Annotated in this window: 22 protein-coding genes; 16 read left to right on the forward strand and 6 right to left on the reverse strand. The window is 59.4% G+C overall.

From position 1 onward, the window contains the following. Positions 1-124: 124 nt before the first annotated feature. The 7 genes from miaB to LKE65_RS11120 all read left to right on the forward strand — a co-directional run bounded on the left by miaB (position 125) and on the right by LKE65_RS11120 (position 10,123). A complete protein-coding gene (gene miaB / locus LKE65_RS11090) occupies positions 125-1,510 on the forward strand; it encodes a tRNA (N6-isopentenyl adenosine(37)-C2)-methylthiotransferase MiaB (RefSeq protein ID WP_278741373.1) in 1,386 nt (461 codons plus the stop codon). Then, the gene (locus tag LKE65_RS11095; protein ID WP_369823019.1) at positions 1,507-2,604 is read left to right on the forward strand and encodes a PhoH family protein; all 1,098 of its coding nucleotides are present in this window, start codon (positions 1,507-1,509) and stop codon (positions 2,602-2,604) included. Before miaB ends, LKE65_RS11095 begins: the two co-directional genes overlap by 4 nt. Then, entirely contained in the window at positions 2,588-3,130 is a 543-nt protein-coding gene (ybeY, locus tag LKE65_RS11100; RefSeq protein WP_278741374.1) for an rRNA maturation RNase YbeY, read from the forward strand. Before LKE65_RS11095 ends, ybeY begins: the two co-directional genes overlap by 17 nt. Then, positions 3,127-4,074 (forward strand): hemolysin family protein, encoded by a 948-nt coding sequence (locus LKE65_RS11105; protein WP_278741376.1) that lies wholly within the window; start codon positions 3,127-3,129, stop codon positions 4,072-4,074. The genes ybeY and LKE65_RS11105 overlap by 4 nt, the downstream gene beginning before the upstream one ends. Before the next feature lie 70 nt (positions 4,075-4,144). Further along, on the forward strand, positions 4,145-4,765 hold the full coding sequence (locus LKE65_RS11110) for a DsbA family protein (protein WP_165924985.1): 621 nt from the start codon (positions 4,145-4,147) through the stop codon (positions 4,763-4,765). 47 nt (positions 4,766-4,812) lie between these two features. Then, entirely contained in the window at positions 4,813-9,360 is a 4,548-nt protein-coding gene (locus LKE65_RS11115; RefSeq protein WP_278741378.1) for a chromosome segregation protein SMC, read from the forward strand. Between the two features lie 52 nt (positions 9,361-9,412). Then, positions 9,413-10,123: a hypothetical protein gene (locus LKE65_RS11120; RefSeq protein WP_233129075.1), complete on the forward strand. Its 711-nt coding sequence runs from the start codon at positions 9,413-9,415 to the stop codon at positions 10,121-10,123. Between the two features lie 130 nt (positions 10,124-10,253). On the opposite strand, the gene LKE65_RS11125 is transcribed toward LKE65_RS11120, so the two are convergent. Beyond that, complete coding sequence (locus LKE65_RS11125; RefSeq protein WP_095348916.1) at positions 10,254-11,771, reverse strand: acetyl-CoA hydrolase/transferase family protein; 1,518 nt, start codon at positions 11,769-11,771, stop codon at positions 10,254-10,256. A 308-nt stretch (positions 11,772-12,079) separates the two neighbouring features. Here LKE65_RS11125 and LKE65_RS11130 point away from each other — a divergent pair, with 308 nt between their 5' ends. The 4 genes from LKE65_RS11130 to gltA all read left to right on the forward strand — a co-directional run bounded on the left by LKE65_RS11130 (position 12,080) and on the right by gltA (position 15,234). Then, a complete protein-coding gene (locus tag LKE65_RS11130; RefSeq protein ID WP_095349157.1) occupies positions 12,080-12,823 on the forward strand; it encodes a metallophosphoesterase in 744 nt (247 codons plus the stop codon). A 69-nt stretch (positions 12,824-12,892) separates the two neighbouring features. Then, positions 12,893-13,213 carry a chorismate mutase gene (locus LKE65_RS11135; RefSeq protein ID WP_369823018.1) on the forward strand — a complete coding sequence of 107 codons (321 nt, stop codon included), beginning with the start codon at positions 12,893-12,895 and terminating at the stop codon, positions 13,211-13,213. A 14-nt stretch (positions 13,214-13,227) separates the two neighbouring features. Further along, positions 13,228-13,773, forward strand: a complete 546-nt coding sequence (locus LKE65_RS11140; protein WP_278741380.1) for a SixA phosphatase family protein — start codon at positions 13,228-13,230, stop codon at positions 13,771-13,773. A 150-nt stretch (positions 13,774-13,923) separates the two neighbouring features. Continuing rightward, positions 13,924-15,234 carry a citrate synthase gene (gltA, locus tag LKE65_RS11145; RefSeq protein WP_086645848.1) on the forward strand — a complete coding sequence of 437 codons (1,311 nt, stop codon included), beginning with the start codon at positions 13,924-13,926 and terminating at the stop codon, positions 15,232-15,234. A 195-nt stretch (positions 15,235-15,429) separates the two neighbouring features. Here the strand turns inward: gltA and LKE65_RS11150 are convergent, their stop codons facing one another. Continuing rightward, positions 15,430-15,669, reverse strand: a complete 240-nt coding sequence (locus LKE65_RS11150; protein ID WP_086645847.1) for a hypothetical protein — start codon at positions 15,667-15,669, stop codon at positions 15,430-15,432. 269 nt (positions 15,670-15,938) lie between these two features. On the opposite strand from LKE65_RS11150, the gene LKE65_RS11155 reads away from it, so the two are divergent. After that, positions 15,939-16,691 (forward strand): orotate phosphoribosyltransferase, encoded by a 753-nt coding sequence (locus LKE65_RS11155; RefSeq protein ID WP_086645846.1) that lies wholly within the window; start codon positions 15,939-15,941, stop codon positions 16,689-16,691. A 4-nt stretch (positions 16,692-16,695) separates the two neighbouring features. Beyond that, the gene (locus LKE65_RS11160) at positions 16,696-17,559 is read left to right on the forward strand and encodes a glutamate racemase (protein ID WP_278741381.1); all 864 of its coding nucleotides are present in this window, start codon (positions 16,696-16,698) and stop codon (positions 17,557-17,559) included. 93 nt (positions 17,560-17,652) lie between these two features. Here LKE65_RS11160 and LKE65_RS11165 read toward each other — a convergent pair whose 3' ends face one another. Beyond that, on the reverse strand, positions 17,653-18,723 hold the full coding sequence (locus tag LKE65_RS11165; protein ID WP_278741383.1) for a polyprenyl synthetase family protein: 1,071 nt from the start codon (positions 18,721-18,723) through the stop codon (positions 17,653-17,655). A gap of 101 nt (positions 18,724-18,824) precedes the next feature. Here LKE65_RS11165 and LKE65_RS11170 point away from each other — a divergent pair, with 101 nt between their 5' ends. Then, entirely contained in the window at positions 18,825-19,580 is a 756-nt protein-coding gene (locus tag LKE65_RS11170) for a tRNA1(Val) (adenine(37)-N6)-methyltransferase (protein WP_341461195.1), read from the forward strand. 20 nt (positions 19,581-19,600) lie between these two features. On the opposite strand, the gene LKE65_RS11175 is transcribed toward LKE65_RS11170, so the two are convergent. The 3 genes from LKE65_RS11175 to LKE65_RS11185 form a co-directional block, all read right to left on the reverse strand. Then, a complete protein-coding gene (locus LKE65_RS11175) occupies positions 19,601-20,617 on the reverse strand; it encodes a ribonucleotide-diphosphate reductase subunit beta (protein WP_086646046.1) in 1,017 nt (338 codons plus the stop codon). 77 nt (positions 20,618-20,694) lie between these two features. After that, positions 20,695-22,632: a ribonucleoside-diphosphate reductase subunit alpha gene (locus tag LKE65_RS11180; RefSeq protein WP_086646045.1), complete on the reverse strand. Its 1,938-nt coding sequence runs from the start codon at positions 22,630-22,632 to the stop codon at positions 20,695-20,697. Positions 22,633-22,823: 191 nt separating this feature from the next. Beyond that, positions 22,824-23,804: a Gfo/Idh/MocA family protein gene (locus LKE65_RS11185; RefSeq protein ID WP_278741387.1), complete on the reverse strand. Its 981-nt coding sequence runs from the start codon at positions 23,802-23,804 to the stop codon at positions 22,824-22,826. Positions 23,805-23,873: 69 nt separating this feature from the next. On the opposite strand from LKE65_RS11185, the gene LKE65_RS11190 reads away from it, so the two are divergent. Together LKE65_RS11190 and secD are read left to right on the forward strand one after the other, a co-directional pair. Further along, positions 23,874-24,065 (forward strand): hypothetical protein, encoded by a 192-nt coding sequence (locus LKE65_RS11190; RefSeq protein WP_278741388.1) that lies wholly within the window; start codon positions 23,874-23,876, stop codon positions 24,063-24,065. A gap of 2 nt (positions 24,066-24,067) precedes the next feature. Then, positions 24,068-25,627 (forward strand): protein translocase subunit SecD, encoded by a 1,560-nt coding sequence (gene secD, locus LKE65_RS11195; protein ID WP_165924993.1) that lies wholly within the window; start codon positions 24,068-24,070, stop codon positions 25,625-25,627. Positions 25,628-25,636: the final 9 nt, after the last annotated feature.

The following is a 25,636-nucleotide window of genomic DNA, read 5'->3' on the forward strand; positions in this document are numbered from 1 at the left end:
GCACCATTCCTGACCACGCCCCTCCAAGCCGTGAGAAAAGAGGCTTGACCTGCGCCCCCGCACGCCTGATGTCCTCTTTCCGCCGCATGGAATGGGCCAGCGGTAGAGCGGAGTGGCAGCCATTATGACCCGAACCCCCGACCAAACAGCACCGTCACGCGCCCTGCATGTGATTACATGGGGCTGCCAGATGAACGTGTATGACAGTGCACGCATGGGGGATGTGCTGCGCCCATTGGGCTACCAGCCGGTGGATACGCCCGATACGGCAGATATGATCATCCTTAACACCTGCCATATCCGTGACCGTGCGGCGGAAAAGGTTTTTTCCGAACTCGGCCGTCTGCGGCTGATCAAGGAAGCCCGTAAGGCGGAAGGCCAGCACACCATTATTGCCGTGGCCGGGTGTGTGGCGCAGGCCGAAGGGCAGGAAATTCTGGCCCGCGCACCATATGTGGACATCGTTCTTGGCCCACAGACATACCACCGCCTGCCAGAAATGGTGGCCCGCGCGGCCCGTGCGGGGAATGCCGTTATTGAAACCGACTTCCCCACCGAACAGAAATTCGACTTCCTGCCCGAAGCCGAAGCCCCGCAGACACCGGGGAATTACACAGCCTTCCTGACCATTCAGGAAGGGTGCGACAAGTTCTGCTCCTTCTGCGTGGTCCCTTACACCCGCGGGGCGGAAAGCAGCCGCAGCGTGCAGTCCGTTCTGGCCGAAGCCCGCCGCATGGCCCAAAGCGGCGTGCGCGAGATCAGTCTGCTGGGGCAGAACGTCAACGCCTATCACGGCGAAGGCCCTGACGGCACGGTATGGGACCTGACCCGTCTGGCCTATGCGCTGGCGAAAATTCCCGGTCTGTCCCGCATCCGCTACACCACATCCCACCCGCGGGACATGAACGATGCGCTGATCGCAGCCCACCGCGACCTGCCAGAGCTCATGCCGTTCCTCCACCTGCCCGTACAGTCCGGCTCCGACCGTATTCTGCGCGCCATGAACCGTGGCCACACGGCCGATGAATACCGCGACCTTGTGCACCGCCTGCGCGCGGCCAAGCCGGACCTTGCCCTGTCCTCCGACTTTATTATCGGCCACCCGGGCGAGACGGATGAGGATTTTGAAGCCACCATGCAGCTTGTGCGCGATGTGGGGTTTGCGCTGGCCTATTCCTTTAAATACTCCCCCCGCCCCGGCACCCCGGCAGCGGGCGCGCCCCTGCAGGTGCCCGAGGACGTAAAGGATGCCCGCCTGCAAGCCCTGCAGAAACTCCTGCGCGAACAGCAGGATGCGTTTAACGCATCCATGGTTGGCAAGACCGTGCCCGTCCTGTTTACTGGCAAAGGGCGCAAGCCCGGGCAGATTGCAGGACGCTCACCCTGGCTCCAGCCGGTCCATGTGATCGGCCCTGACCGCCTGATCGGCCAGACGGTGCCAGTCCGCATAACAGAACGCCTGACAAACTCGCTGGGCGGTATTCTGGAAGAGGAGAATGTATACGCTTGAATACCACGCGCACGTCCCCCCCTCCTTCCGTCGCGGTTGCGGAGCTGGCTCAGCCCGTAACCCTGCAATTTGAAAACAACGCGCTGCTTGCCCGACTGGTCGGAGACCACGACAGGCACCTGCGCTGCCTGGAAGAAGGGCTGGAAGTGGACGTTGCGCGACGCGGCAACCGCATTTCCATCCGGGGTCTGCCAGAAACCACATCCCTTGCCCGCACGACCCTGAGCCTGCTGTACCAGAAACTGGCAGCAGGCGAGACCATAGACATCAGCGCAGTAGAGGCGGCCATACGCATGTCCAGAGTACATGAAAGCAGACCTACCCTCCCCCTGTCTGTTGCTCCGGCAACGCCCTTTGCCAATCAGGACCCCACACTGCCCGTTATCCGGCTGCGTCAGGGCAACATAGAGCCCCGCTCCCCCGGACAGGCCAGCTACATGCGCGCCCTTGCCACCAAGGAGCTTGTGTTTGGCATTGGCCCTGCGGGTACGGGCAAAACCTACCTTGCGGTAGCTCAGGCGGTCTCCCTCCTGCTGGCAGGCTCCATTGACCGGATCATTCTCTCCCGCCCTGCGGTGGAAGCGGGCGAACGGCTCGGCTTTCTGCCCGGGGACATGAAGGACAAGATCGACCCCTACCTCCGCCCTCTCTATGACGCACTGCACGACATGCTCCCCGGTGATCAGGTCATGCGCCGCATGAGTGCGGGTGAGATTGAAGTCGCCCCCCTTGCCTTCATGCGCGGGCGCACGCTCTCGCACGCATATGTTATTCTGGACGAAGCCCAGAACACCACCATCGCGCAGATGAAGATGTTCCTGACCCGCCTTGGGCCGGGCTCACGCATGGTTGTAACGGGGGATCTGACCCAGATTGACCTGCCGCATGACACACCCTCGGGCCTGCAGGATGCGGTAGATACGCTTGAAAACGTCAAGGGAATTACCATTTGCCGTTTTGAAGCGGCTGATGTTGTGCGACACAAGCTGGTCGCGCGCATTATTGAAGCTTATGATGCAAAAACGACGACGGCTGATAAAAAAGGGCACTCCCGCCACAAGGGCCGTCAGGAGAACAATGGAACCGCGAAGTAGCCTTGGCCCTGTCCTGACGCAGGACGTGGCCGACCCTGTGGATACGGACCCGTATCCAACAGGGTTTCATGATGAGTTGACGCAGGATGGCCCGGATGTGCTTATCCGGGACGCACGCTGGCGCTCCTACGCCCCCGCACCCGAAAAAACCGTGCGCCGCGCCTTGGCGGCCTGCGCGCGGTATGGGCTTGAACCCGGCAGTGTTGTGCTGGCAAGCGACCGGGAGGTGCGGCTGCTCAACGGCAGGCACCGGGGCAAGCATAAACCCACCAACGTACTGACTTTTGAACCCCCACCCGGCTATGGCGGGGGGGATATTATTCTGGCGCTGGAAACGGTTGTGCGTGAGGCCCGTAAGGCTGGGCGGCCAGTCAGCCACCATCTGGCGCATCTGGTTGTGCATGGCAGCCTGCATCTGGCTGGGTATGACCACCACCACCCAGGCGAAGCACGGGAAATGGAAATGCTGGAATCCCGCCTGCTTTCCCGCATGAAAGTGCCTAACCCGTGGAAGACCCGGTCATGAGCGAACACGATACGTCAGCCGAGCGGGCGGAGCCTTCCGGGCGAAGCCTGTTTTCGTTTTTTCATCGCAAAAAGCCTACGGGCGGGTTGCGCAGTTCTATTGCCGCCCTTGTGCAGCAGGCCGCCGAAGCAGGAGATGAAAGCGCCCCGGACGGCGAAAAACCTGAACTGGACAGGCAGGAACGTGCGCTCATCGCCAATATCCTGCGCCTGCGCAATATTTCGGCCGATGACGTAATGGTGCCCCGAGCCGATATTGTGGCCATGCCGGTTTCCATCTCTCTGGACGAGGCCCTGGCCATGATGCGACGCGAAAACCACTCGCGCATGCCCGTGTACCGCGACCAGCTTGATGACATTGTTGGCATGATCCACGTAAAGGATCTTATTGCCTATGTTGGCACCAGCGAGGCGTTCAATCTGGAACCCCTGCTCCGCCAGCCCCTGTTTATTGCCCCGCAAATTCCCGTGCTGGACCTGCTGCTGCAAATGCGCCAGCGCCACATGCACCTTGCCCTTGTTATTGATGAATACGGCGGCATTGATGGTCTGGTAACGATTGAAGACCTGATCGAAACCATTGTGGGCGATATTTCCGACGAGCATGATGAACCCGAGGCGGTGCTGATTACCCCCCGCCCCGATGGGTCATATGACGTGGATGCCCGCTGCCCGGTGGAAGAGTTCGAGCAAAAAATTGGCCCGATTCTGACCGATAGCGAAAAAGAAGCCGAAATCGAGACCATTGGTGGCCTTGTCTTTCGTATGGCCGGGCATGTGCCTACACGCGGCGAGGTGCTGACGCACGAAAACGGTTATCTGTTCCGCGTGCTTGATGCGGATGCACGGCATATCCGCCGGGTGCGGGTGCGCAAGCTGGGTAGCGAGGGAGAAAACACCTCCAATCCACCGGCTCAGGCAGGTCTGCCTACAACAACAGGTTGACGGCAGTTCTTTCTGCCGCCATCCCTGTTCGCAGCATTTTGGTCCATTGATCGGGAAGGCTTGGTTCCTCATGTCCTTTACACGTCGTTCTTTTCTTGTCGCTACGGGCGCCGCCCTCACCGCCAGTTCACTCCCCGGGCTGGCTTTTGCGGCCGATGCAGCCGATACGCGCTTTACCCCGCGCGTGCTGGGCAACCCCAACGCCAAGGTGGTGGTGGAGGAATGGTTCTCCCTGACCTGCATCCACTGTGCGCATTTTGCGGAAGAAACCTTCCCGCAGGTTAAGAAAAACCTGATCGATACGGGCAAAATCCGTTACGTTTTTCATGACTTCCCCACCGACCAGCTTGCAACGCTTGCTGCCATGGTCGCGCGCTCCCTGCCCGAAGAACGGTACGAGCCCTTCTGCTCGGCCGTGCTCTCCAGCTTGGATCGGTGGGCGTACAACAACGAGGCCGACCACAAGGCCGAGCTGCAAAAAATGGCGGCCTTTGCCGGCATGCCACCCGAAACGTTTGAAAAAGCGGTAACGGACCAGAAGCTGCTCCAGTTCATCATGACCGAGCAGAGCGAAGCGCAGGACAAATACAACATTGAGTCCACCCCCACCTTCCGCTTCAACAACAAGGAGCAGGTGTCCAGCGCCCTCTCCTACGATGACTTTGTTAAATATCTGAACAAGGCAAGCTGACTGTTTTTTAACAGTCAGCCCTCCCGACCAGAAAAACACAGATCTGTATGACGGTTCGTTTTGTTCGCCTCCGCATTGTGGGGTTCAAAAGCTTTGCCGACCCCATAACCGTGGAGCTGCTCCCCGGTCTGACCGGCGTTGTTGGCCCTAACGGATGCGGCAAATCCAACGTGGTGGAAGCACTCCGTTGGGTTATGGGGGAATCCTCCGCCCGCTCCCTACGTGGGGGGGAAATGGATGACCTTATTTTTGCAGGCACAGCCGGGCGTCCCGCCCGCTCGCTGGCGGAAGTCACCGTAACGCTGGAAGGCACAAAGGGCTTTGGCCCCGCAGCCTTTGCCGATCTGGATGAACTCCAGATTACCCGCCGGGCAGAACGCGGTGCCGGGAGCGATTACCGCATTAACGGCCGCCCCGTTCGCGCAAGGGATGTACAGACCCTGTTTGCCGATCTGGCATCTGGTGCGCGCTCCTCCGCCATGGTCAGTCAGGGCCGGGTGGCCATGCTGGTCGGTGCCCGCCCGGAAGAGCGGCGCAGCATTCTGGAAGAAGCCGCAGGCATTACCGGCCTGCATGCCCGCCGGCACGAAGCCGAGATCAAGCTCCGTGCAACCGAAGGCAACCTGACCCGTGCGGAAGACCGCCGTGTGCAGTTGACCGAACGGCTGAGTGGTCTGGCCGAACAGTCGCGCGAGGCCACGCGCTACCGCGAAATTTCGGCGGCCCTGCGGGAGGCGGAAACCGAGCTGCTGGCAGTCCTGCACGCACGGGCCAGACTGGCCGTGGAGCGCGCGGCAAATGCTGCCGTGCAGGCCCGCAAAACCCTGACGACGCATGAAGAAGCGGCCGAAAACGCTGTTCTGGCCGAATTTGAAGCCACCAAAGCCCTCCCCGCCCTGCGCGAAAAAGCCGATGCCGCCCGCACGGCACTGGAACGCTGCCGTGTTCTGGCAGAAGGCGTGGTCAAGGAAGAAGAACGCGCAGCCGCTCAGGCGCAAGCCGCAGCCGAACTGCTGCAACAGCACGAGGCCGACGCACAGGCCGCGCAGACCCGCCTGCAGGACGTGCTGGACACGCTCGAACGCCTTAAGGCGGATATGGCCGAGGTGCTGGCCGCCCAGACATCGCTCCCCACCCGCACAGCCGAGGCCGAGCAGCAGATACAACAACTGGGCACCCAGCAGACCGAAACCGAACAGGCCCTTGCCAGCCTGACAGCCGAGCTGAGTGCAGCCCGCGCAGGCAAGGAACGGGCCGAAGACAGCCTGAACAACGCCCGCACACGGCACGAGCGGGTTGCTCTCGCACTCAACACCATTCAGGCCGAACTGGCGGAACTGGAAAGCCAGCTCCCCTCCGAGCAGGCACTGGCTATGGCGCAGGAGCAGGCAGAGCAGGCCGCACAGGCCCAGCAGGCAGCCAAAGCCGCGCAGGAGGAAGCCGAGCGCCTTTGTGCGCAATGCAATATTGACCTCTCCATTGCCAAAAATAACGCACAGGCCGCACAGGCCGCTCAAAACGAGCAACAAAAAGCCCTGCAACAGGCCCGACAACGCCTGACAGCCCTACAGGCTGAACTGCATGGGGCCGAAAAGCGCCATGCCGAAGCGCTGGAGGCGCTCATCAGCCCCGATGTGCTGGATGCGCTCCAAACCAGCAGCCAGCAGGCAGCCGCCACGCTGGAACAGGCCACGCAAACGCAGGAAAAAGCCGAGGCCGAACGCCGCGCCGCCAGCACCGCTTTTACCGAGGCCAGCCGCGCTGCGCAGGAAGCCGAAGCACACCAGCGTAGTGCTGCCGAAGCCCTGCGCACGGCCAGCACTACGCAGCAACGCGCACAGCACGAAGCACAGACCCTTACGCGGGAACTGGACAAGGTGCGGGCCAAAGCCATTGCTGACACGGTTCTGGACAGCGCCCGACAGGCACGCACCCAGCAGGAAAATGCGCTGGCCCAGACCGGCGCCGAACTGGAGCAGGCCGAACACACGCTAAGTGTGCATAAAGCCCAGTACGCAACAGCCCAGGACCAGCAGACCACACTCCAGACCGAACTGACCCGCCTGCAGGCACAGGCCGAAGGGCTGGATCAGGCTCTGGGGCAGGATAGTGCTGTGGCGGAAAACCCGGTTTCCGCCCAGATTACCGTTCCCGAAGAATACGAAAACGCTCTGGCAGCGGCTTTGGCGGAAGGGCTGGACGCACCAGCAGCCCCCGATGCCCCCCAAGGCTGGCGGCACCTCCCGCCTGAATCCCTGCCTGCCCTGCCCGGCGGCGCACAGCCGCTCAAAAACCACATTACGGCACCACCGGAGCTGGACAGGGTTCTGCTTTGTACCGGGCTGCTGTCCGAAGGTGCGGATGGGCGAGCACTTCAGCCCTTGCTGGCTCCGGGGCAATGCCTGGTCTCCACCGCAGGGGATCTGTGGCGATGGGACGGGTTTTACACTCAGGCAGGGGGAACCAGCACGGCCGCGCGCAGGCTGGCCCAACGCCGTGTTCTGCGCGAAACCCAAAGCCGCCTGAGCGTGCTGCAGGCCGACCTGCCCGCCATACAGGCAGGCGTTGCAAGCTGTGCTGCCGCCGTACAGACCAATGAGGACCTGCTCAGGCAACTGCGCAGCAGCCGCCACACGCAGGAACAAGCACTCCAGAAGGCCCGCGCGCATGAGACCGAAACAGAACGCCGCTACGCCTCCTACCGCGCAAGGCTGGATGCCACACTCCCCCAGCATGAGCGCGCACAGGCTGCTCTAGCCGAAGCCGAGGCCACACTCAGCAAAGCCCGGCTCGCGCATGAGAGCCTGCCATCCTTACAGGACACCCAGCGCGCCCTTGCCACCACGCGTGAGAGAAACACCGCAGCACAAACCGCCGAGCAGCAGGCACACACCGCCTTCAAGCAAGCACAGGCGGCCTTGCAAACGGCCCGGGACAAACTGGCCCGCGCCGAACAGCAGCATGCCTCCGCCACAACGCGACTGGAAACGCTCACCCCCGAGCTTGAACGCCTGCGCCATAATCTAGCAACGGAATCCACAACCGTTGCAGAGATGGAAGATAAACTGGCCTCTGCCCAGTCCATGCAGCAGGCCCAGAATGCCCTGCACGCAGCGCAGGAAAAGCTGAACGCCGCCAACACGACCCTACAGGCTGCAACCCAGACCACCTTGCAGGCCGATGCGCAGATGGCCGCAACTGCGCAGACCAGCCGCGCATTGCACGAGCAGGCCCTTACCCTGCGCAGCCGTCTGGCGGGGCTGGCCCCACGGCAGGTCGAACTACACAGTGAACATACTGACACCCAGCAGAACCTGCTTGCAGCACAAGCCGCGCTGGAAGCCGCCTGCGCCGCAGTGCCAGAAGATGCACAGGCCAGACTGGACAACCTGCACGCCCAGAAAGCCGACCTGCTGGGCAGGCTTGATGCCGCGCGCGAACTCCGTGCAGCCCTGCAGGCCGAATCCACCACGCAGGCAGACCGGATTAACACGCTCAACACCGCACAGGCCGAGTGGAGTGCGCGTGAGGGCCTTGCCCGGACAGACACCACAAATGCCCTCCAGCGGTTGGAAGCGGCACGGGCCAACCACAACAAGGTGGCCGAACTTCCCACAGCGGCACAGCAGCAAAAAGCCAGCACATTGGCGGCGCTGGAAGATGCCGAGGAACACTTTGCCCAGACCGACCGCCTGCGGGCCGAAGCCGAAGCAGCCCTGACCACCGCCCACGAACTGCGCCGCAAAACAGAAGGCGAACTGGCCACCGCGCGTGAAAACCTGCTGAAGGCGGAAGGCAAGAGCGAGCAGGCTCAGGCCATTCTGGACCAGTTGCTGGTAGAAACCCCTAACCCGCCCAGACAACCCGTTTCCGACCTGACAGAAGGGGCCGAAACCTCCCTGCGCCGCAAGATTGCCCGCCTGACCCGCGAGCGGGACGATATGGGGCCGGTCAACCTGCGGGCGGAACTGGAAGCGGAGGAAGCCTCCACCCAGGCCCAGACCCTTGGGGCGGAAATGAGTGATCTGGAGGAAGCCATAAACCGCCTGCGCGGCTCCATAGGCTCGCTCAACAAGGAAGGGCGTGAGCGGCTTATGGCGGTGTTCACACAGGTGGACCAGCATTTTCAGTCCCTGTTTACCCGTATGTTTGGCGGTGGACGCGCCCATCTTGGCCTTGTCGGGAGTGATGACCCGCTGGAAGCCGGGCTGGAAATCTATGCCCAGCCACCGGGCAAAAAGCTGGCCACACTTTCGCTCCTGTCCGGAGGTGAACAAGCTTTAACCGCGCTTTCCTTGATTTTTGCGGTGTTCCGCTGTAACCCTGCTCCGATATGCGTACTGGACGAAGTGGATGCCCCACTGGATGACGCCAATGTGGGCCGCTTTAGCGCCCTGCTGGGCGACATGGTTGCAGAAGCCGGTACGCGTTTTCTGGTCGTGACACACCACCAGCTCACCATGGCCCATATGGACCAGCTTTTTGGTGTAACCATGCAGGAACGCGGAGTGAGCCGCGTTCTTTCTGTTGATCTGGCTAAAGCGGCCTCCATGGTCGGTCAGAAGGACAAGGAACCCACTGATGTCACATCCTGAAAAGGGAGCTGACATATCTGTTTGCTGCGGTGCCACCACCTCGCACAGGTGTTTGAAAAAAATTGCCTTTGCAGCAACCCTATGCGCTGCATCCGTCGCCGTGCTGGCCATCCACCACACCAAAACCAGTGGTATTATGGCACGCATTCACCACGGGCTTATTGTTTGTGCCAGCAATACGGGCACACAGAGCGTGGCACAGGCAGCGACCATTTCCTCCATGGGGAGGCCCGGCATGGTACGTTTGAGCCTGACCAGCGGAGCAGACGGGCAGGTTGCCGTAGAACCGGGCAGCAGCACGCTTGCGACCATTCTGGACACGGCCAGCCACTCCAACACCCTGCTGATGCTTGACCTGCATGGAGCAGACCCCAAGGAAGTGGCGCATGAGGTCAGCAAGGCCCATATGCGTGACCGGGTGATTTTTGTACCAGCCGATTACAAAAGCACCGCAGCAGCCCTAAAAGCCGATTCCAAGGTTATGGTGGCCATTCCCATAAACTCCGAGCGGGATGCCTATAACGCGCACCGCATGGCCGGGCGCCACCCCTACGCGGCCTACCTTTCCCCCACTGCGGCACCCAGCCTGTTCTCTCTGGTTCACCGCGATGCCGAAGCCATTATTACCGACACCCCTTCGGCCAAAATATCTACGGCGGATTTTCTGGCAAACAGGCCGGTTGATATTGTTATTACCCACCAACCGTACCAGTTGACCACATCCCTTACTGTGCCCGGGTCTTCCACCACACATTCCGAATAACATCTGCCCCTAACCTTTTGCTCCTTGCAACCGGGTAGCGGGTCGGCTTGCCGTTTTAAACGCCCCAACAAAAAAGCCCCTGCCCTTTATTACAGGAGCAGGGGCCTCGTGGCCGTAGGATGCAACCCGCTTACGCGGGAAGCATTGAGCCTGTTTCAATAAACCGCTGGTGCCAGGACAGGGCTTCGGTCAGCAGATGTGGTGTATGCTTGCCGAAGGACTCCCGGCATGCACGGTCCAGATAATCCTGCAACATCGGGCGGTAATCCGGATGTGCGCATTTTTCGATAATGGTCTGGGCGCGCTTGACGGGCGAAAGCCCACGCAGATCGGCCAGCCCCTGCTCGGTCACGAAAATCTGGGTGTCCTGCATGATGTGGTCCACATGGGCTGCCATGGGCACAATGGCAGAAATTTTGCCACCCTTGGCTGTGGACGGTGACAGGAAGATGGACAGATAGGCGTTACGGGCAAAATCCCCCGAACCCCCAATACCATTCATCATCTTGGAACCCATGACGCGGGTGGAGTTAACGTTACCGTAAATATCCGCCTCGATCATGCCGTTCATGGCAATACAGCCTAGCTGGCGGATAACGCCCGTGCTGTTGCTGATGTCCTGCTGGCGCAGGATGATCTTGGAGCGGAAGAAGTCCATCCGGTTGTTGATCTCTTCCGCCGCTTCGGGGCTGAGAGAGAACGAGGTTGCCGAGGCAATACGCATACGCCCCGAATCCAGCATGGCGAGCATGCCATCCTGAATAACTTCGCTAAAGCCAACCAGATTTTCGAACGGCCCTTCGTTCAGGCCATCAAGCACGGCATTGGCAACGTTGCCAACACCGGACTGCAACGGCAGCAGGGAGGGCGGCAGGCGGTTCTGTTTGACTTCGTGCTCAAAAAAATCAAGCAGGTAGCCCGCAATAGCTTTTGCTGTGCCATCTGGCGCGGCAAAAGGTGCGTTGCGGTCGCTGTCATTCGTGCGGACGATGGCCTGAATCTTGGCCGGATCAACCTTGAGGAAGGTGCGGCCAATGCGCTGGTCCGCACGGGAGAGCGGAATAATATCACGCGGGGCGGCACCATAGCTGTTGCCATCCCAGACGTCATGCGTGCCTTCCAGCCCCGGATTTTGCCATTCGTTGACTTCGATAATGACCTTGTCGGCCAGATCGAGAAAAGCCTGCGAATTGCCCACGGAGGAGGTCGGTACAATGCCGCCTTCTTCCGTAATGGCGGTAGCTTCCACCACGGCAACATCGAACTTGCCGTAATTGCCCTGAGCCGCACGCAGGGCCACCTGCCCGAGATGGTTATCAAAATAATCCGTCTCGCCAGCATTAATGCGGTTGCGCATGGCCGGGTCGGTGTTGAACGGGGAGCGGAAGTAAACACCGTTCACCTTGCCCAGCTCGCCATCAAGCTGCGGGCCGGTGGATGCGCCCGTAATCAGGCTGATCCGGTGTTCCTGCCCATTGTTATGGGCGGCTTCCATCTGCTGGGCCAGGGCCATGGGCACGGCCTTGGGGTAGCCTGCGCCAGTAAAACCGCTGGTGCCCACTACGTCACCGTTTCGGATCAGCTTTGCCGCGGCCTCTGCCGGGCAAACCTTGCTACGCAGCGCGACGTTCCGAATGCGCTCTGTCATGAGAGGCCTTCCTGTTTTTTCTTCTCAAACTGTTCCGAACATACAAAAGCTGCAAACCACCACAGAGTTCCTGCGCCACGCCCCGGTCCGGAGCTGTGCGCCATCTGGCAATGGCCCTGCCCTGCTTTCGCATTTTCAGGCTTGTTTCCGCCCCTGAAAGTTCTTGCACCCTATGCGCAAACAGAAGCCTCTGGCGCGTCACATACTTGTGCATGTGTATGCCCCCTTCAAAAAAAACTTGCCAGCACCGTTCCTGTTTTCGCTCGAAAAGCCTACATGAAGGTTAGGAAAGAACGGGTATGGATGGCATGTTCACGGATACCAGGCATGACGAAAACGTGAAGAACGCAATGCGAAAAGGACTCCGCATTGTGGGCGATGTGCATGGGGATTTAGAAGCATTCCGCCATGCCGTGGCCACGGATCGTTTTATCATCCAGCTGGGTGATCTGGTGGATTACGGGCCAGATAGCGCGGGTGTTCTGCGCCTGATGCTCCAGGTCCAGCGCGAAGGGCGCGGCCTGTTCCTTATTGGTAACCACGACCGCAAACTCGGCCGTGCGCTTATGGGCAAGAAGCTCCGCTCCTCCCCCCATCTGGATGAAACACTGGCCCAGTTGAGTGCACCAGATAACGTGGATGTCCTGCATGACGTGCTGCCAGCACTGGAGCAGGCTCCGGCATGGCTGGTCATGGGACGAACCATTTTTGTGCACGGTGCGTTTGAGCCGCACATGCTGAACGAACCCCCGCCCCCACCGTTGGGCCGCGTAACCTACCTGCTCTCACGCGCACTGTTTGGCGAAACAACGAGCCGCGTGCAGGCCGATGGTTACCCCGAGCGCACGCTTAACTGGGTCAACCACATTCCCAACGGCTACACGGTTTACTGTGGCCACGACCAGCGTTCGACCAATGGCTGCCCCCTGACCATACCCGGCCGGGCTGGCGGGCGCGCCATATTTGTGGATACGGGTGCAGGCAAAGGCGGACATCTGGCGTGGGTGGACCTGCCTTACCCGCCTGTGGAAGAAAAACTTTTTGTCTGTTAACGTCAGGGCGTTACGCGTTTATAACGCTCCCATAATGTTCTTTTCCAGCAGCCAGAGACCTTGATCACCGTGACAAATCAGCCGTGCCCCCCGGAAGCCCTGCAGGACCTCCGCCGCAGCATAGACAATATTGACGCAGCTCTTGTGGCCATGCTGGCAGAACGCTTCCGCTGCACCAAGGCCGTGGGGGCACTCAAGGCTCTCCACAAGCTCCCCCCCGCGGACCCCGCGCGTGAGACTCAGCAGATCGCGCGCCTGCGCCGCCTTGCGGAAGATGCACACCTTGACCCCGACTTTGCGGAGAAGTTCCTCAACTTCATTATCCATGAGGTGATCCGCCACCATGAAGCCATCGCGCTTGAATCGGCTCCTCACCCCTCCTCCCCATAACATCATGTGATCTTATGCCCGCTCTCCCCACACCCCGCCGCCTGATTCTGCTCCGTCATGCGGAAGCGGTGCCACCTGATCCGGGCAATTTTTCTGTCGAGTCAGACATGGCGCGCCCCTTGACCCACAATGGCGAGCGTGCCGCCATGCGGTGCGGGATGTGGCTCCACCAGAACGGGCTAACCCCCGATGCAGTCCTGTGCAGTCCGGCGGTAAGAACGCAGCAGACCCTTGCAGGCGTGCAGAGCGCTCTCCCCCCCGCCAGCCCAGACACCGTGTTGTTGTGCCCCGAAATCTATGAGGCGGCTCTTGGCGCGCTCAGCAATGCGCTCCGGCAGGCTCCCCCACAGGCCCGTACGGTTCTGCTGGTCGGGCATAATCCCGGTATTTCAGAGTTTGCGCGCTGGCTGGATAGCAGGAACGAAAAGCTCGATCAGGGATTCGCTCCGGCCTCTCTCGCGGTCTTCGAGATGATCGGAAGCGACCTTGTTCCGGACCCGACCACTTGGGCAAACTGCGACAGCATGAGCCTTACATTGCACACATTCACGCGACCCTGAGAGAAAAAACCCTGGTTTTCTGCCGGTGTGCACGCGTGATAACGCGCGGTTTATCGGGATGAACCTTTTTGTTTGCTCCTGAATGGGAGACAACACTCAAACAGCAGGCCGCAGCCGCGACCGTGACCCCATTATGCAAAAGGAAACACCATGAGCGTGTCGCAGAACGAGGGTAAGCAGTCCACCGCTACCATTTCGATCGGTGGCAAAACCGCCGAGATGCCCGTACTTTCTGGCAACCTTGGACCGGATGTTATTGATATTCGTAAACTGCCCTCAGAACTGGGCGTGTTTACGTTTGACCCCGGTTACGGCGAAACGGCCTCCTGCAACAGCAAGATCACCTTTATTGATGGCGATAAGGGCGTTCTGCTACACCGTGGCTACCCCATTGCCCAGCTGGCGGAAAATGCTTCCTACGAAGAGGTGATCTACCTCCTGCTCAATGGCGAACTGCCCAACAAGACGCAGTACGATACTTTTTCCACCACGCTGACAAACCACACCCTGCTCCATGAGCAGATCCGTAACTTCTTTAACGGTTTCCGGCGTGACGCCCACCCCATGGCCATTCTGTGTGGCACGGTTGGCGCTCTTTCTGCCTTCTACCCCGATGCCAGCGACATCGCCATTCCCGAAAACCGGGAACTGGCTGCCATGCGCCTGATTGCCAAAATCCCGACCATTGCGGCCTGGGCTTACAAGTACACGCAGGGCGATGCCTTTATTTACCCGCGGAATGACCTGAACTACGCGGAAAACTTTTTGTCCATGATGTTCGCGCGCATGTCCGAACCCTACAAGGTCAACCCCGTTCTGGCCCGCGCCATGAACAGGATCCTGATCCTGCATGCAGATCATGAGCAGAACGCGTCCACCTCCACCGTGCGTCTGGCAGGCTCCACCGGGGCCAACCCGTTTGCCTGTATTGCCGCAGGTATTGCCGCCCTGTGGGGGCCTGCCCATGGTGGGGCCAATGAAGCCGTGCTGAAAATGCTGGCCCATATTGGCAAAAAAGAAAACATTCCGGCCTTTATCGCTCAGGTCAAAGACAAGAACAGCGGCGTCAAGCTCATGGGCTTTGGCCACCGCGTTTACAAGAACTTCGACCCGCGCGCCAAAATTATGCAGCAGACCTGCCACGAAGTTCTCAAGGAACTGGGCATCAAGGATGATCCGCTGCTTGATCTGGCTGTTGAGCTGGAAAACATTGCGCTCAGCGACGACTACTTTGTGCAGCGCAAGCTCTACCCCAACGTGGACTTCTATTCCGGCATTATCCTCAAGGCCATGGGCATTCCCACCAGCATGTTCACCGTGCTGTTTGCGGTTGCCCGCACCACCGGTTGGGTAAGCCAGTGGAAAGAAATGATTGAGGAACCGGGCCAGCGCATCAGCCGCCCACGCCAGTTGTATCTGGGTGCTACGGAGCGGGATTTTGTCCCCTTCAGCAAACGCTAAAAGCTGACTGCCCTGTTGTTTGTAAAAAACTGGTCCGTGGTAACGCGGGCCAGTTTTTTTTTGCGGCAGTCAAAACCAGATAAATACTGCGCCGTTATCAGCCATAAAAAAAGCGGATGCTCATTGACCATGAGCATCCGCCAGAACTGTCTGGTGCTACCGGCCTAAACTTGCTGGCCGGTAAAAATCGGTTATTCAGCCGCAGTTACACCCGGCTGTCGGGCCATCATCCTTGCGAACCATATGGTGGTCAATCCATTCGGAAACTAGCATGCGCGCTTCGCTCAAGGACGATTCGGGGTGGTGGATACGGTAAAGGGTGGTACAGGCGTTAAACGCGGTTACGTCTGCCGTACCCACTTCGCGTAGTTCCGTGTAAGCCGTGATGACGGCCCGCTCGCATTTCCGTGCGATCCGACTTGCTTCTATAGCCACGACATTTACCCTTAACTGATAACCAATCTCAACTCGCGCAATTAAACGCCACATCCAGCCCCAACGCAAGGATTAAGTTCCATTTTACTTTACACATAAAATCACAACCTGCTTATATTCGCCGTTTTTCTGTATTGTGCATAAATCCTCCCTTTTCCGGCCAAAACTACGCAGCAAATCACATATATCAGGCAGATGGGCATGGATTTTCGGCCCGGCTAGCGGTATGCCAATCCAGCTTTAACCACCATAACTTCAAGGAATCTGCCATGATGTCGCCAGCAGGCATTGCCTCTCCCACCGGAGAGACCAGCGAATGGGATCGTGATGCCGCCCTCACCACCGCACGCCTGCTGCTTGAAATCAAGGCAGTCAATTTCCGCCCTGAAGACCCTTACACCCTGACATCTGGCTGGAAGTCCCCTGTTTATATTGACTGCCGGCGGATTATTTTCTTCCCCCGCGCACGCGCAAAAATTGTGGAACTGGGCGTAGAAAAAATTGGCCGCCACGTTGGTTACGAAAGCCTGGAAGCCATTGTAGGGGGCGAAACAGCCGGTATTCCGTTTGCCGCATGGATGGCTGATCGCATGCTGCTGCCCATGGCCTATGTGCGCAAAAAGCCCAAAGGTTTTGGCCGCAACGCCCAGATTGAAGGCGACGTGCCCGAAAACATGCGGACCCTGCTGGTGGAAGACCTGACCACGGATGGCGCATCCAAGGTGCAGTTTGCCAATGCCCTGCGCAATGCAGGCGCCATTGTGAACCACGCCTTTGTGGTGTTCTACTACGGCGTTTTCCCCGGTGCCCAGCAGACGCTGACAGACATGAACGTAGCCCTGCACTCCCTGTGCACGTGGTGGGATGTGCTTGAAGCCTGCGCGAGCCGCCCCTACTTTTCCGAAGAAGCGGCATCTGAAGTTCGCCGCTTTCTGGAAGACCCCTGTGGCTGGTCCGCCCGCCGTGGCGGCGTAGGCAGCCTTGAAGAAGCCGCCGCATTCAAGGCACGCAAGGACAAATAACACCGTGCAGACGACTGGCCCCGCACTGACTGGTCCCTACCGTGTTCTGGCGTTTGATTCAGGCATTGGTGGATTAGGCATTGTGCGGGCCATTCGGGCACATGCCCCATCGGTCAAGGTGGACTATCTGGCCGACACCGCCGTTTTTCCTTACGGTGAGCAGGATGATGCGGTCCTGACCCAACGCATTATCTCCCTGCTTTCCCACGCGGTTGAACGCCTGCGGCCTCAGGCAGTTGTTATTGCCTGCAACACGGCCAGCACTCTGGCGCTGGATGCCTTGCGCACCACATGCCCCAGCCTGCCGTTTATTGGCTGTGTGCCCCCCATCCGCTGGGCGGCACGCCAGACAGAAACCGGCGTTATTGGCCTGCTGGCCACCCGGGCAACCATCCGCCGCCCCTACCTGTCCCGCCTGCACACGCTTTATGCGCCGGAATGCACGCTCATCGCCCATGCGGCACCACATCTGGCAAGCTATGCCGAACAGGTTTTTCGCGGGCGCTCCGTACCTGATGATCTTGTTTATAAAGATATTGAAGGTCTGCTCAGCCACCCGGACTCTGCACGGCTTGATGCCGTGGGCCTAGGGTGCACCCATTACACTTTCATGCTTGATCAGCTACGCAGGATAGCCCCGCCTGGTATGGTATGGCTGGACCCGGCAGATGCCGTTGCGCGGCAGACCTGCACGGTTTTGCAAGCTCTGCCCCCCATGCCCGGTTTAGGCACACAGCCAGAGCAGGCGTGGTTTACGGCCATGCCAACCGACGCAGACGCCCTACGCGTGCATCTGCCTGCTTTTGGTTTTAACCAGATTACATTATGGCCCGAGCAGGCAAGCCAGCAACCCGCCTGCACGGCCTGAGCTCCGGGAGCTAGCTCTGGCGGGCAGATAAAGGCCGTTTCAGCATTACAATCAGCATTTTTGCCGATCCTGCCAAAACGGCCACAGGCCAGCTTAGCTGGCGCGGCTGGCGGAATAACTCGCGGTTTCGAGCAACAGGGCTTTAAGGTCATTGTCAGGGAAGCCCTGCAACGCCTGACGGGCCAATGCTGCGTATTCTTCCGCCTTGGCCAAGGTCACGCCAATTGCATTGGTCTGGGCGATAAGAACCAGTGCGGCATCCAGATCTTCTGGCTGCTGTTCGCACTCCTCAATCACACGCCGCCAGAATACACGGTCCTGCTCGCTGCCTGCCTCGTATGCTGCCAGCACCGGCAGTGTAACCTTGCCTTCCTTGAAGTCGTCCCCGACCTCTTTACCCAGCACGGCCTGATCTGCCGAGTAGTCCAGCGCATCATCCACAAGCTGGAACGCCATGCCCAGATTGGCACCGTACACACGCAGGGCTTCACGGTCGGCGGGAGTTACATCCCCTATGACAGCACCAGATTCGCATGCGGCGGCAAACAGCGCCGCTGTTTTGCCATAAATAACCTGAAGATACTGCTCAACAGAGGTGGAAAGGTCATTCTGCGTGGTCATCTGCATAACCTCGCCTTCCGCCAGCGTAGCCGATGCAGCGGAGAGAATCGCCATGACATCCAGCGAAGCATCAGCCGTAAGGATCTGGAACGACCGGGCGAACAGGAAGTCCCCCACCAGCACGGAAGCCTTGTTGCCAAAAATGGCGTTGGCACTGGCCAGACCGCGCCGTAGCTGGCTGTCGTCCACAACATCATCATGCAGCAGTGTTGCTGTATGAATGAACTCGACACAGGCGGCAATTTCCACATGCCGCATGCGCCCGTCCTGATTGTTGTAGCCACACAGCCGCGCAGAGGCGAGCGTGAGCAGTGGCCGCAGCCTCTTGCCGCCAGCGGCCACAAGATGCGCAGCTAACTGCGGAATAAGCGCTACGGAGCTTTGCATGCGGTCCACAATGACCTGATTACATGCCTGCATATCCGCAGCGAGATAATCAGCCAGCGCCTTTAGGCCAGCTTCCCCTGGTTTACTCACAGAAACTCCAGATCCATCCTGGCTCGCGGCACTGTCCATTTCCGACAGACTGACTGCAACACCCAAATGCTATTCCCCCAGCCTCGGGATGAGTTGACGTCCTCTTATATGCGAGGCACCTGAAAAACGGTCAAGCACCAACACATTCAAGCCAGCCAGATACAGCGATGCAGCAAGCCCCATCTCTCCACCTTCCACCGACCTCGCAAGGCACTCTTTTGCGTGGACGTATCGCTTACAGCCAGTTCCAGCAAGGCTACCGCACAGGGCTTGAGCCCATTCTGATGGCTGCGGCCGTAGCCGCACGCCCGGGCCAGCACGTGCTCGAAATCGGCTGTGGAGCCGGTGCAGGGCTGTTATGCCTGATGCACCGCGTACCAGACCTGCACGGAACAGGGGTGGAGAAAGACTCCGAAACAGCGGCACTCGCCCGCACCAACCTGCTGGCCAACAAAAAAGTGCAAGCATCGGTAATTACAGCATCTTTCCCCGAAGGGGTGCCTGAGCTCCTGCGGTTTGACCACTGCATGACCAACCCGCCATGGCATACCCCCACAGGCACAGCCTCGCCCGAGCCGCGCCGGGACCTTGCCCGCAGGATGGACATACAGACCCTGCCACTCTGGATTAAGGGAGCTGCTGCCGTTTTGCGCCACAAAGGCAGCCTGACGCTCGCTCTCCCCACAGCCCTGACCGACAGGGCCATAGCGGAGCTGAGCGCCCATGGCTTTGGGGGGGTAACCCTTTACCCCTTCTGGCCCAAAACAGGCCGGGAGGCACGCATCCTGCTTATTCAGGCCAAACTGGGCGTTAAAAGCCCCGCCCGCGTGCTGTCTGGCCTGACACTACACGAAGCGGACGGAGCCTTTACCCCTCAGGCGCGTGATGTGCTGGAAAACGGCACGGCCCTGCCGGGCCTGTAAACCGCTCCACCTGCCCGATATTACGAGAAGACAGAGCTTTCAAACGCTTCTTCCCACGTGCCCAAGGTGGAAGCACGGCTGTATTCAGTCGCGCGGTTTTCAAAGAAGTTGGCGTGTTCGACTGCATTGAGCATATCGTCCAGCCAGGGCAGCGGGTTGGTGGTCGTGTTGTAAACCGGATCCAGCCCAAGCTGGGTCAGGCGGCGGTCAGCAATAAAGTGAATGTAGGTTTTAACCTGTGCGGCATCCAGCCCTTCTACCGGCCCCATTTCGAACGCCAGATCAATAAAGGCCTCTTCGTGCTCCACAATGGTTTTGCAGATTTCGGTCAGTTCCTGCCGCAGCCTGTCGGTCCAGATATGCGGGTTTTCCTGAATGAACACGCGGAACAGGCGGATAATGGACAGGCAATGCAGGGTTTCGTCCCGCACCGACCAGGACACGATCTGCCCCATGCCCTTGAGCTTGTTAAAGCGCGGGAAGTTGAGCAGGATGGCAAAGGAAGCAAACAGCTGTAGCCCTTCGGTAAACGCACCAAAAGCTGCCAGTGTTTTTGCGATTTCATGCTTGCTGTCCACATTGAAGGACTGCATGTAATCGTATTTATCCTTCATTTCCTTGTACTTAAGGAATGCGGAATATTCTTCCTCGGGCATGCCGAGCGTATCCAGCAGGTGGCTGTAGGCTGCAATATGGATGGTCTCGATATTGGAAAAAGCCGAGAGCATCATCAGCACTTCAGTCGGTTTGAAAACCCGGCTGTAGTGCTTCATGTAACAGTTGTTCACTTCCACATCCGACTGGGTGAAGAAGCGAAAAATCTGGGTCACAAGGTGGCGCTCGCTCTCGTTGAGCACGCGGTGCCAGTCTTTTACGTCATCAGCCAGAGGCACTTCTTCGGGCAGCCAGTGTACGCGCTGCTGCGTCAGCCACGCATCATACGCCCACGGGTACCGAAACGGCTTGTACACCGGGTTGGCTGTTAGCAGGTCAAAACGTTCTTCCTGCGGCTGCTCGCCAGCTTTATGCTCGCTCATGATGCCTCCATCGGGCGGCACCACCCGGGAGGCCGCCTCTCGACTTTTTTACAAAACTGATGCGGACCAGCCTGCCCTTACTGGCAGGCCAGGCATTCGTCATAATTGTTGCCACCGGCGGCCTGCTCTGCGGCGGCCTGTTCGGCAACGCCTGCCCCCAGCACCTCGGACTTGGCGAGCACGTTGCTCACCGTATCCGCCCGCTGGATGGACAGGCTGCGGCAGTAGTAGAGGGACTTCAGCCCCTTCTTCCATGCCTGAAAATGAATCTGGTTGAGGTCGCGCTTATGCACGTCCGCGGGCAGGAACAGGTTGACCGACTGCGCCTGGCAGATAAAGGGCTGCCGGTCGGCCGCATGTTCCACCACCCAGCGCTGGTCCAGCTCGAACGCGGTTTTAAACACGTCCTTTTCCTGCTGGGTCAAAAAGTCCAGATGCTGCACGCTGCCTTTGCTGGTGGTAATGGAGGACCACACCTCCGGCGTGTCCTGCCCTTTTTCCACCAGCAGCTTCAGCAGGTGCCGGTTGCGTACCGTAAAGGAGCCGGAAAGGGTTTTCTGCAAGAATACATTGGCAGCAATGGGCTCAATACCCGGGCTGGCATTCCCCGCAATGATGGAAATGGACGCCGTGGGCGCAATGGCCATCTTGTTGGAAAAACGCTCCTTGATCCCGTATTCTTCGGCATCGGGGCAAGGGCCACGCAGCTCGGCCAGATGGCGGGAGGCGGCATCCGCCTGTGCGCGAATGTGCTTGAATATCTTACGGTTCCAGACCTTGGCGATCACGCTTTCAAACGGCACGTTCTTGGCCTGAAGGAAGGAATGGAACCCCATAACCCCCAGTCCTACGGAACGCTCGCGCATGGCGGCGTATTTGGCCCGCTCCATGTCCTCTGGCGCACGGTCGATGAAGTCCTGCAGAACATTATCGAGGAAGATCATCACATCCTCGATGAACTGGGGATTATCCGACCATTCATCCCATGTCTCAAGGTTGAGGGAGGACAGGCAGCACACTGCCGTACGTGCCTTGCCGTGATGGTCTATGCCCGTTGGCAGCGTAATTTCGGAGCACAGGTTGGAGGTCTTGACTTCCAGCCCCGCGAGTTTGTGGTGCTCGGGGCGGGCGTTGTTCACATGGTCGGAGTAAACAATATAAGGCTCGCCCTGTTCCATGCGTGCGGTCAGGATACGAATCCACAACCCACGCGCTGAAATCTTGCGGATAACCGAGTTATCCTTGGGGGAGAGCAGCGCCCATTCGTCATCTGCTTCCACCGCGCGCATGAATGCGTCAGATACCAGAATACCGTGGTGGAGATTGAGCGCCTTGCGGTTGGGATCCCCCCCTGTGGGGCGGCGGAGTTCTATGAACTCCTCAATCTCGGGGTGCCAGACCGGCAAATAGACCGCAGCTGACCCACGACGCAAAGACCCCTGAGAAATAGCCAGTGTCAGGCTGTCCATCACGCGGATGAAGGGAATAACCCCCGAGGTTTTGCCGTTGCGGCCCACGTTCTCGCCAATGGAGCGCAGGTTGCCCCAGTAGGAGCCAATGCCCCCACCCTTGCTGGCCAGCCACACATTCTCGTTCCACAGATCGACAATGCCTTTGAGGCTGTCATTGGCTTCGTTCAGAAAGCACGAAATAGGCAGACCGCGCGTTGTGCCACCATTGGACAGCACCGGGGTTGCGGGCATGAACCAGTGGCGGCTGATATAGTCGTAAATACGCTGGGCATGCTCCGCATCCGCCCCGTAATAGGACGCCACACGCCCGAACAGGTCCTGATAGCTCTCATCAGGCAGCAGGTAGCGGTTATCAAGCGTGGCTTTGCCAAAGGGGGTCAGCAGCGCATCGCGCGAGCGGTCAACGCGCACCTGATGGTGCCCGGGGAGCTGCACCATATCCTGCATCTGCTCAGCGCCGAACAGGTCCGGTTCTTCAGCCGAGCCTGATACTCCTGAATGGGAACGACGAACGTCATTCTCATGCACGTCAATCAGACTCATGGCGCTTACTCTCCGGTTTTTGCGAACGATCATGTTGGTATGTGGCTGATGCCGCCGCATACACCATATATCGCGCTTCTTACCTTACTTTGCCCCCATATCTAGGATTTTTTTTGCCCGGAATGCGTGATTTTAGACTTGCTTATCCAAAAAATGGCTGATTCTTCCCGCTTCCTCAAAGGTGTCTTTTTTCAGCCTCCACGGATCAGCCCGGACTGCTCCATAAGACTACGCGAGGTGGTGATTCCATCTGCCACCGCCAAAGCCGCCGCCAGAGCGCGCCGCCCGGCCACCGCGTCCACCACAACAGGCGCTCCCTGCACGCACGACGCCACAAAAGCCTGATGCTCCGCGAACAGCGAATCATGCTCAGCCCAGCTTATGCCCTCACGCCGGAATCCACCGGTGCCCGGCAGGGGCAGCCCCCGCTCGCGCCCGATCATGCTCAGCTCACGTTTCACAAAATCAGCCGACAGATACCCTTCCTCGGAAAAAAGGCGCATCCGCCGCTCGGTCTTGAGCGATATGCGGCTTGCGGTAATGCTGGCCACGCACCCGTTTTCAAACCGGACCCGCGCATTCGCAATATCCTCATGCGCGGAACTGACCGCAGCACCCAGTGCATCCACCTGTGCAATCGGGCTGTCCACAAGGGCCAGAACCAGGTCCAGATCATGGATCATCAGGTCCAGAATAACCGACACGTCTGTTCCGCGCGGTTTGTATGGGGCAATGCGCGTGGCCTCTATATAGAGCGGGCGGGTTATGCGCGCGCTTATGGCGGCGTGCTCGGCGGAATAGCGCAGCAAATGCCCGACCTGGCAGACCAGCCCGCTCTGCTGCGCCAGCGTTACCAGCATGTCTGCCTGTTCCAGCGTAGCCGCTACCGGTTTTTCCACCAGCACATGCCGCCCTGCCCGCAGGACCTGCACGGCCAGCTCAAAATGAAACTCTGCCGGGGCTGCCACCACCACCGCATCGGACTGGGCAAGCAGGCTGTCCACATCCGCCATAACCGGGCACCCGGCCTCGCGCGCGACCAGCTGGGCGCGGGCGGGGTCAGGGTCAAACAGGCCGGACAGGCTCTCCCCCGGCACGTCACGTATTTTCAGGGCGTGGTACCGTCCAAAATGCCCTGCCCCGATAACCCCTACGCGCAGCGTTGTGCTCATGTGTTACAGCCCCTGCCTGATCTGGCCTGTGTTTTGGTTCCCCCCAAGGGGTAGCAGCCCCACCCCCGAATGCAAACAAGGCCCGCCCCTGAGCGTGCGCTACCAGCCATGCCCACCTACCATTTACGGCTGGGTGATGCGCCTGAGCCACGCAGAATGAGCGAAAAAGCAAAGCATTCCACCCATAAGCACGCGAACGGGTTGCATCTGTCAGGGTTGAGCGGCATGTTCCGGGCAGCAAAACTGCAAGCGATCAGGTAAGAATGTATTACAGCCGCCTCAAACTGGCCTCGGTACTGGGCGTATGCCTTTTAGGCCTGCTGCTGTGCCTGCCCAACGGCATGCGCAAGCCGCTCCCTTCCATACCATGGCGACAGATCCACCTTGGACTGGATCTGCGGGGTGGTTCCTACCTGCTCATGCAGGTGGATCTGCAAAGCCTGACCCATGACAGGTTGCAAACCCTCTCGGAAAACACGCGTGATGCGCTGCTGAACGCGCATCTGGGCTACCAGAACATTGCGGTGGATGCCGCCAAAGGCACCATCTCGTTCATGCCGCGCTCCGCCGCGGAAACCGAGGCAGACATAGCGGCCCTGAACGCCCTGCCCCGTGCAGTGCCCAACGAGTTCAGCGTCAGCAAGCGTGAAGATGGCAGCATAGCCCTTGTTCTGGCTCCCGAATCCATTCGCACCCGTGCGCGTGAAGCCGTAACCCAGTCCATTGAGATCGTGCGCCGCCGCATTGACGGAACGGGGGCAGTTGACCCCGAAATTACCCGTCAGGGTGACGACCGCATTGTTGTGGAACTGCCCGGCATTAGTGACCCTGAGCGGATCAAGGCACTGCTGGGCACCACGGCCAAGATGAGCTTCCATCTGGTCGATGCCAACCCGCTGCACGCAACCTACCCGCCGCAGGGTGTCAGCCTTTTGCCAATGGCCGACCCGGCTGAGGGTGGCCCCCTCCCCGTTTTTGACCATGTGGATGTTGATGGCTCGGACCTGACCAACGCCGGTGCGGTCATTGACCAGCAGAGCGGCAAATGGGCAGTCAGCTTCTCTTTCGATTCGATCGGCACGCATGCTTTTGCTGCTGTTTCGCAGGCCAATGTTGGCAAGCGATTCGCCATTGTGCTGGATAACAAGATTATCGAAGCACCCGTGATCATGAGCCCCATAACAGGCGGCAATGGCCAGATTACCGGCGGGTTTGATGCACAAAAGGCAACCGACCTTGCCCTTATGCTGCGCGCAGGCGCCCTGCCCGCCCCGCTGAGCGTTATTGAGCAGCGCTCCATTGGTCCGTCACTGGGGGCGGATTCCATTCGCGCGGGCATGATCAGCCTTGGCGTCGGCTTTATTATGGTCGTGGCCTTTATGGTGCTGTTCTACGGCCGTTTTGGCTGGTACGCGGACTTTGCCCTACTGGCCAACCTTGTGCTCATGGTGGCCATTCTCTCGCTTTTTGAGGCAACACTCACCCTGCCCGGCATGGCGGGCATGCTGCTCACACTGGGTATGGCGGTGGACGCCAACATTCTGATCAACGAACGCATACGCGAGGAAATTGCCCGTGGGCGCACCCCGCTGGCAGCCATGCAGACAGGGTTTGAAAAAGCGACCTCCACCATTATCGACAGTAACGCCACGGCCCTGCTGGCCCATGTGATGCTGTTTGTTTTTGGCACAGGTCCGGTCCGTGGGTTCGCACTCACCATTACCATTGGCATTGTGACCACCCTGTTCACCACCCTGCTGCTCTCCCGCATGCTCATGGCCCGCTGGTACGCGCGTACGCGCCCGACCAGCCTGCCTGTTTGAAGAACGAGG

The organism is Acetobacter fabarum (genome assembly GCF_022483405.1).
GTDB lineage: Bacteria > Pseudomonadota > Alphaproteobacteria > Acetobacterales > Acetobacteraceae > Acetobacter > Acetobacter fabarum.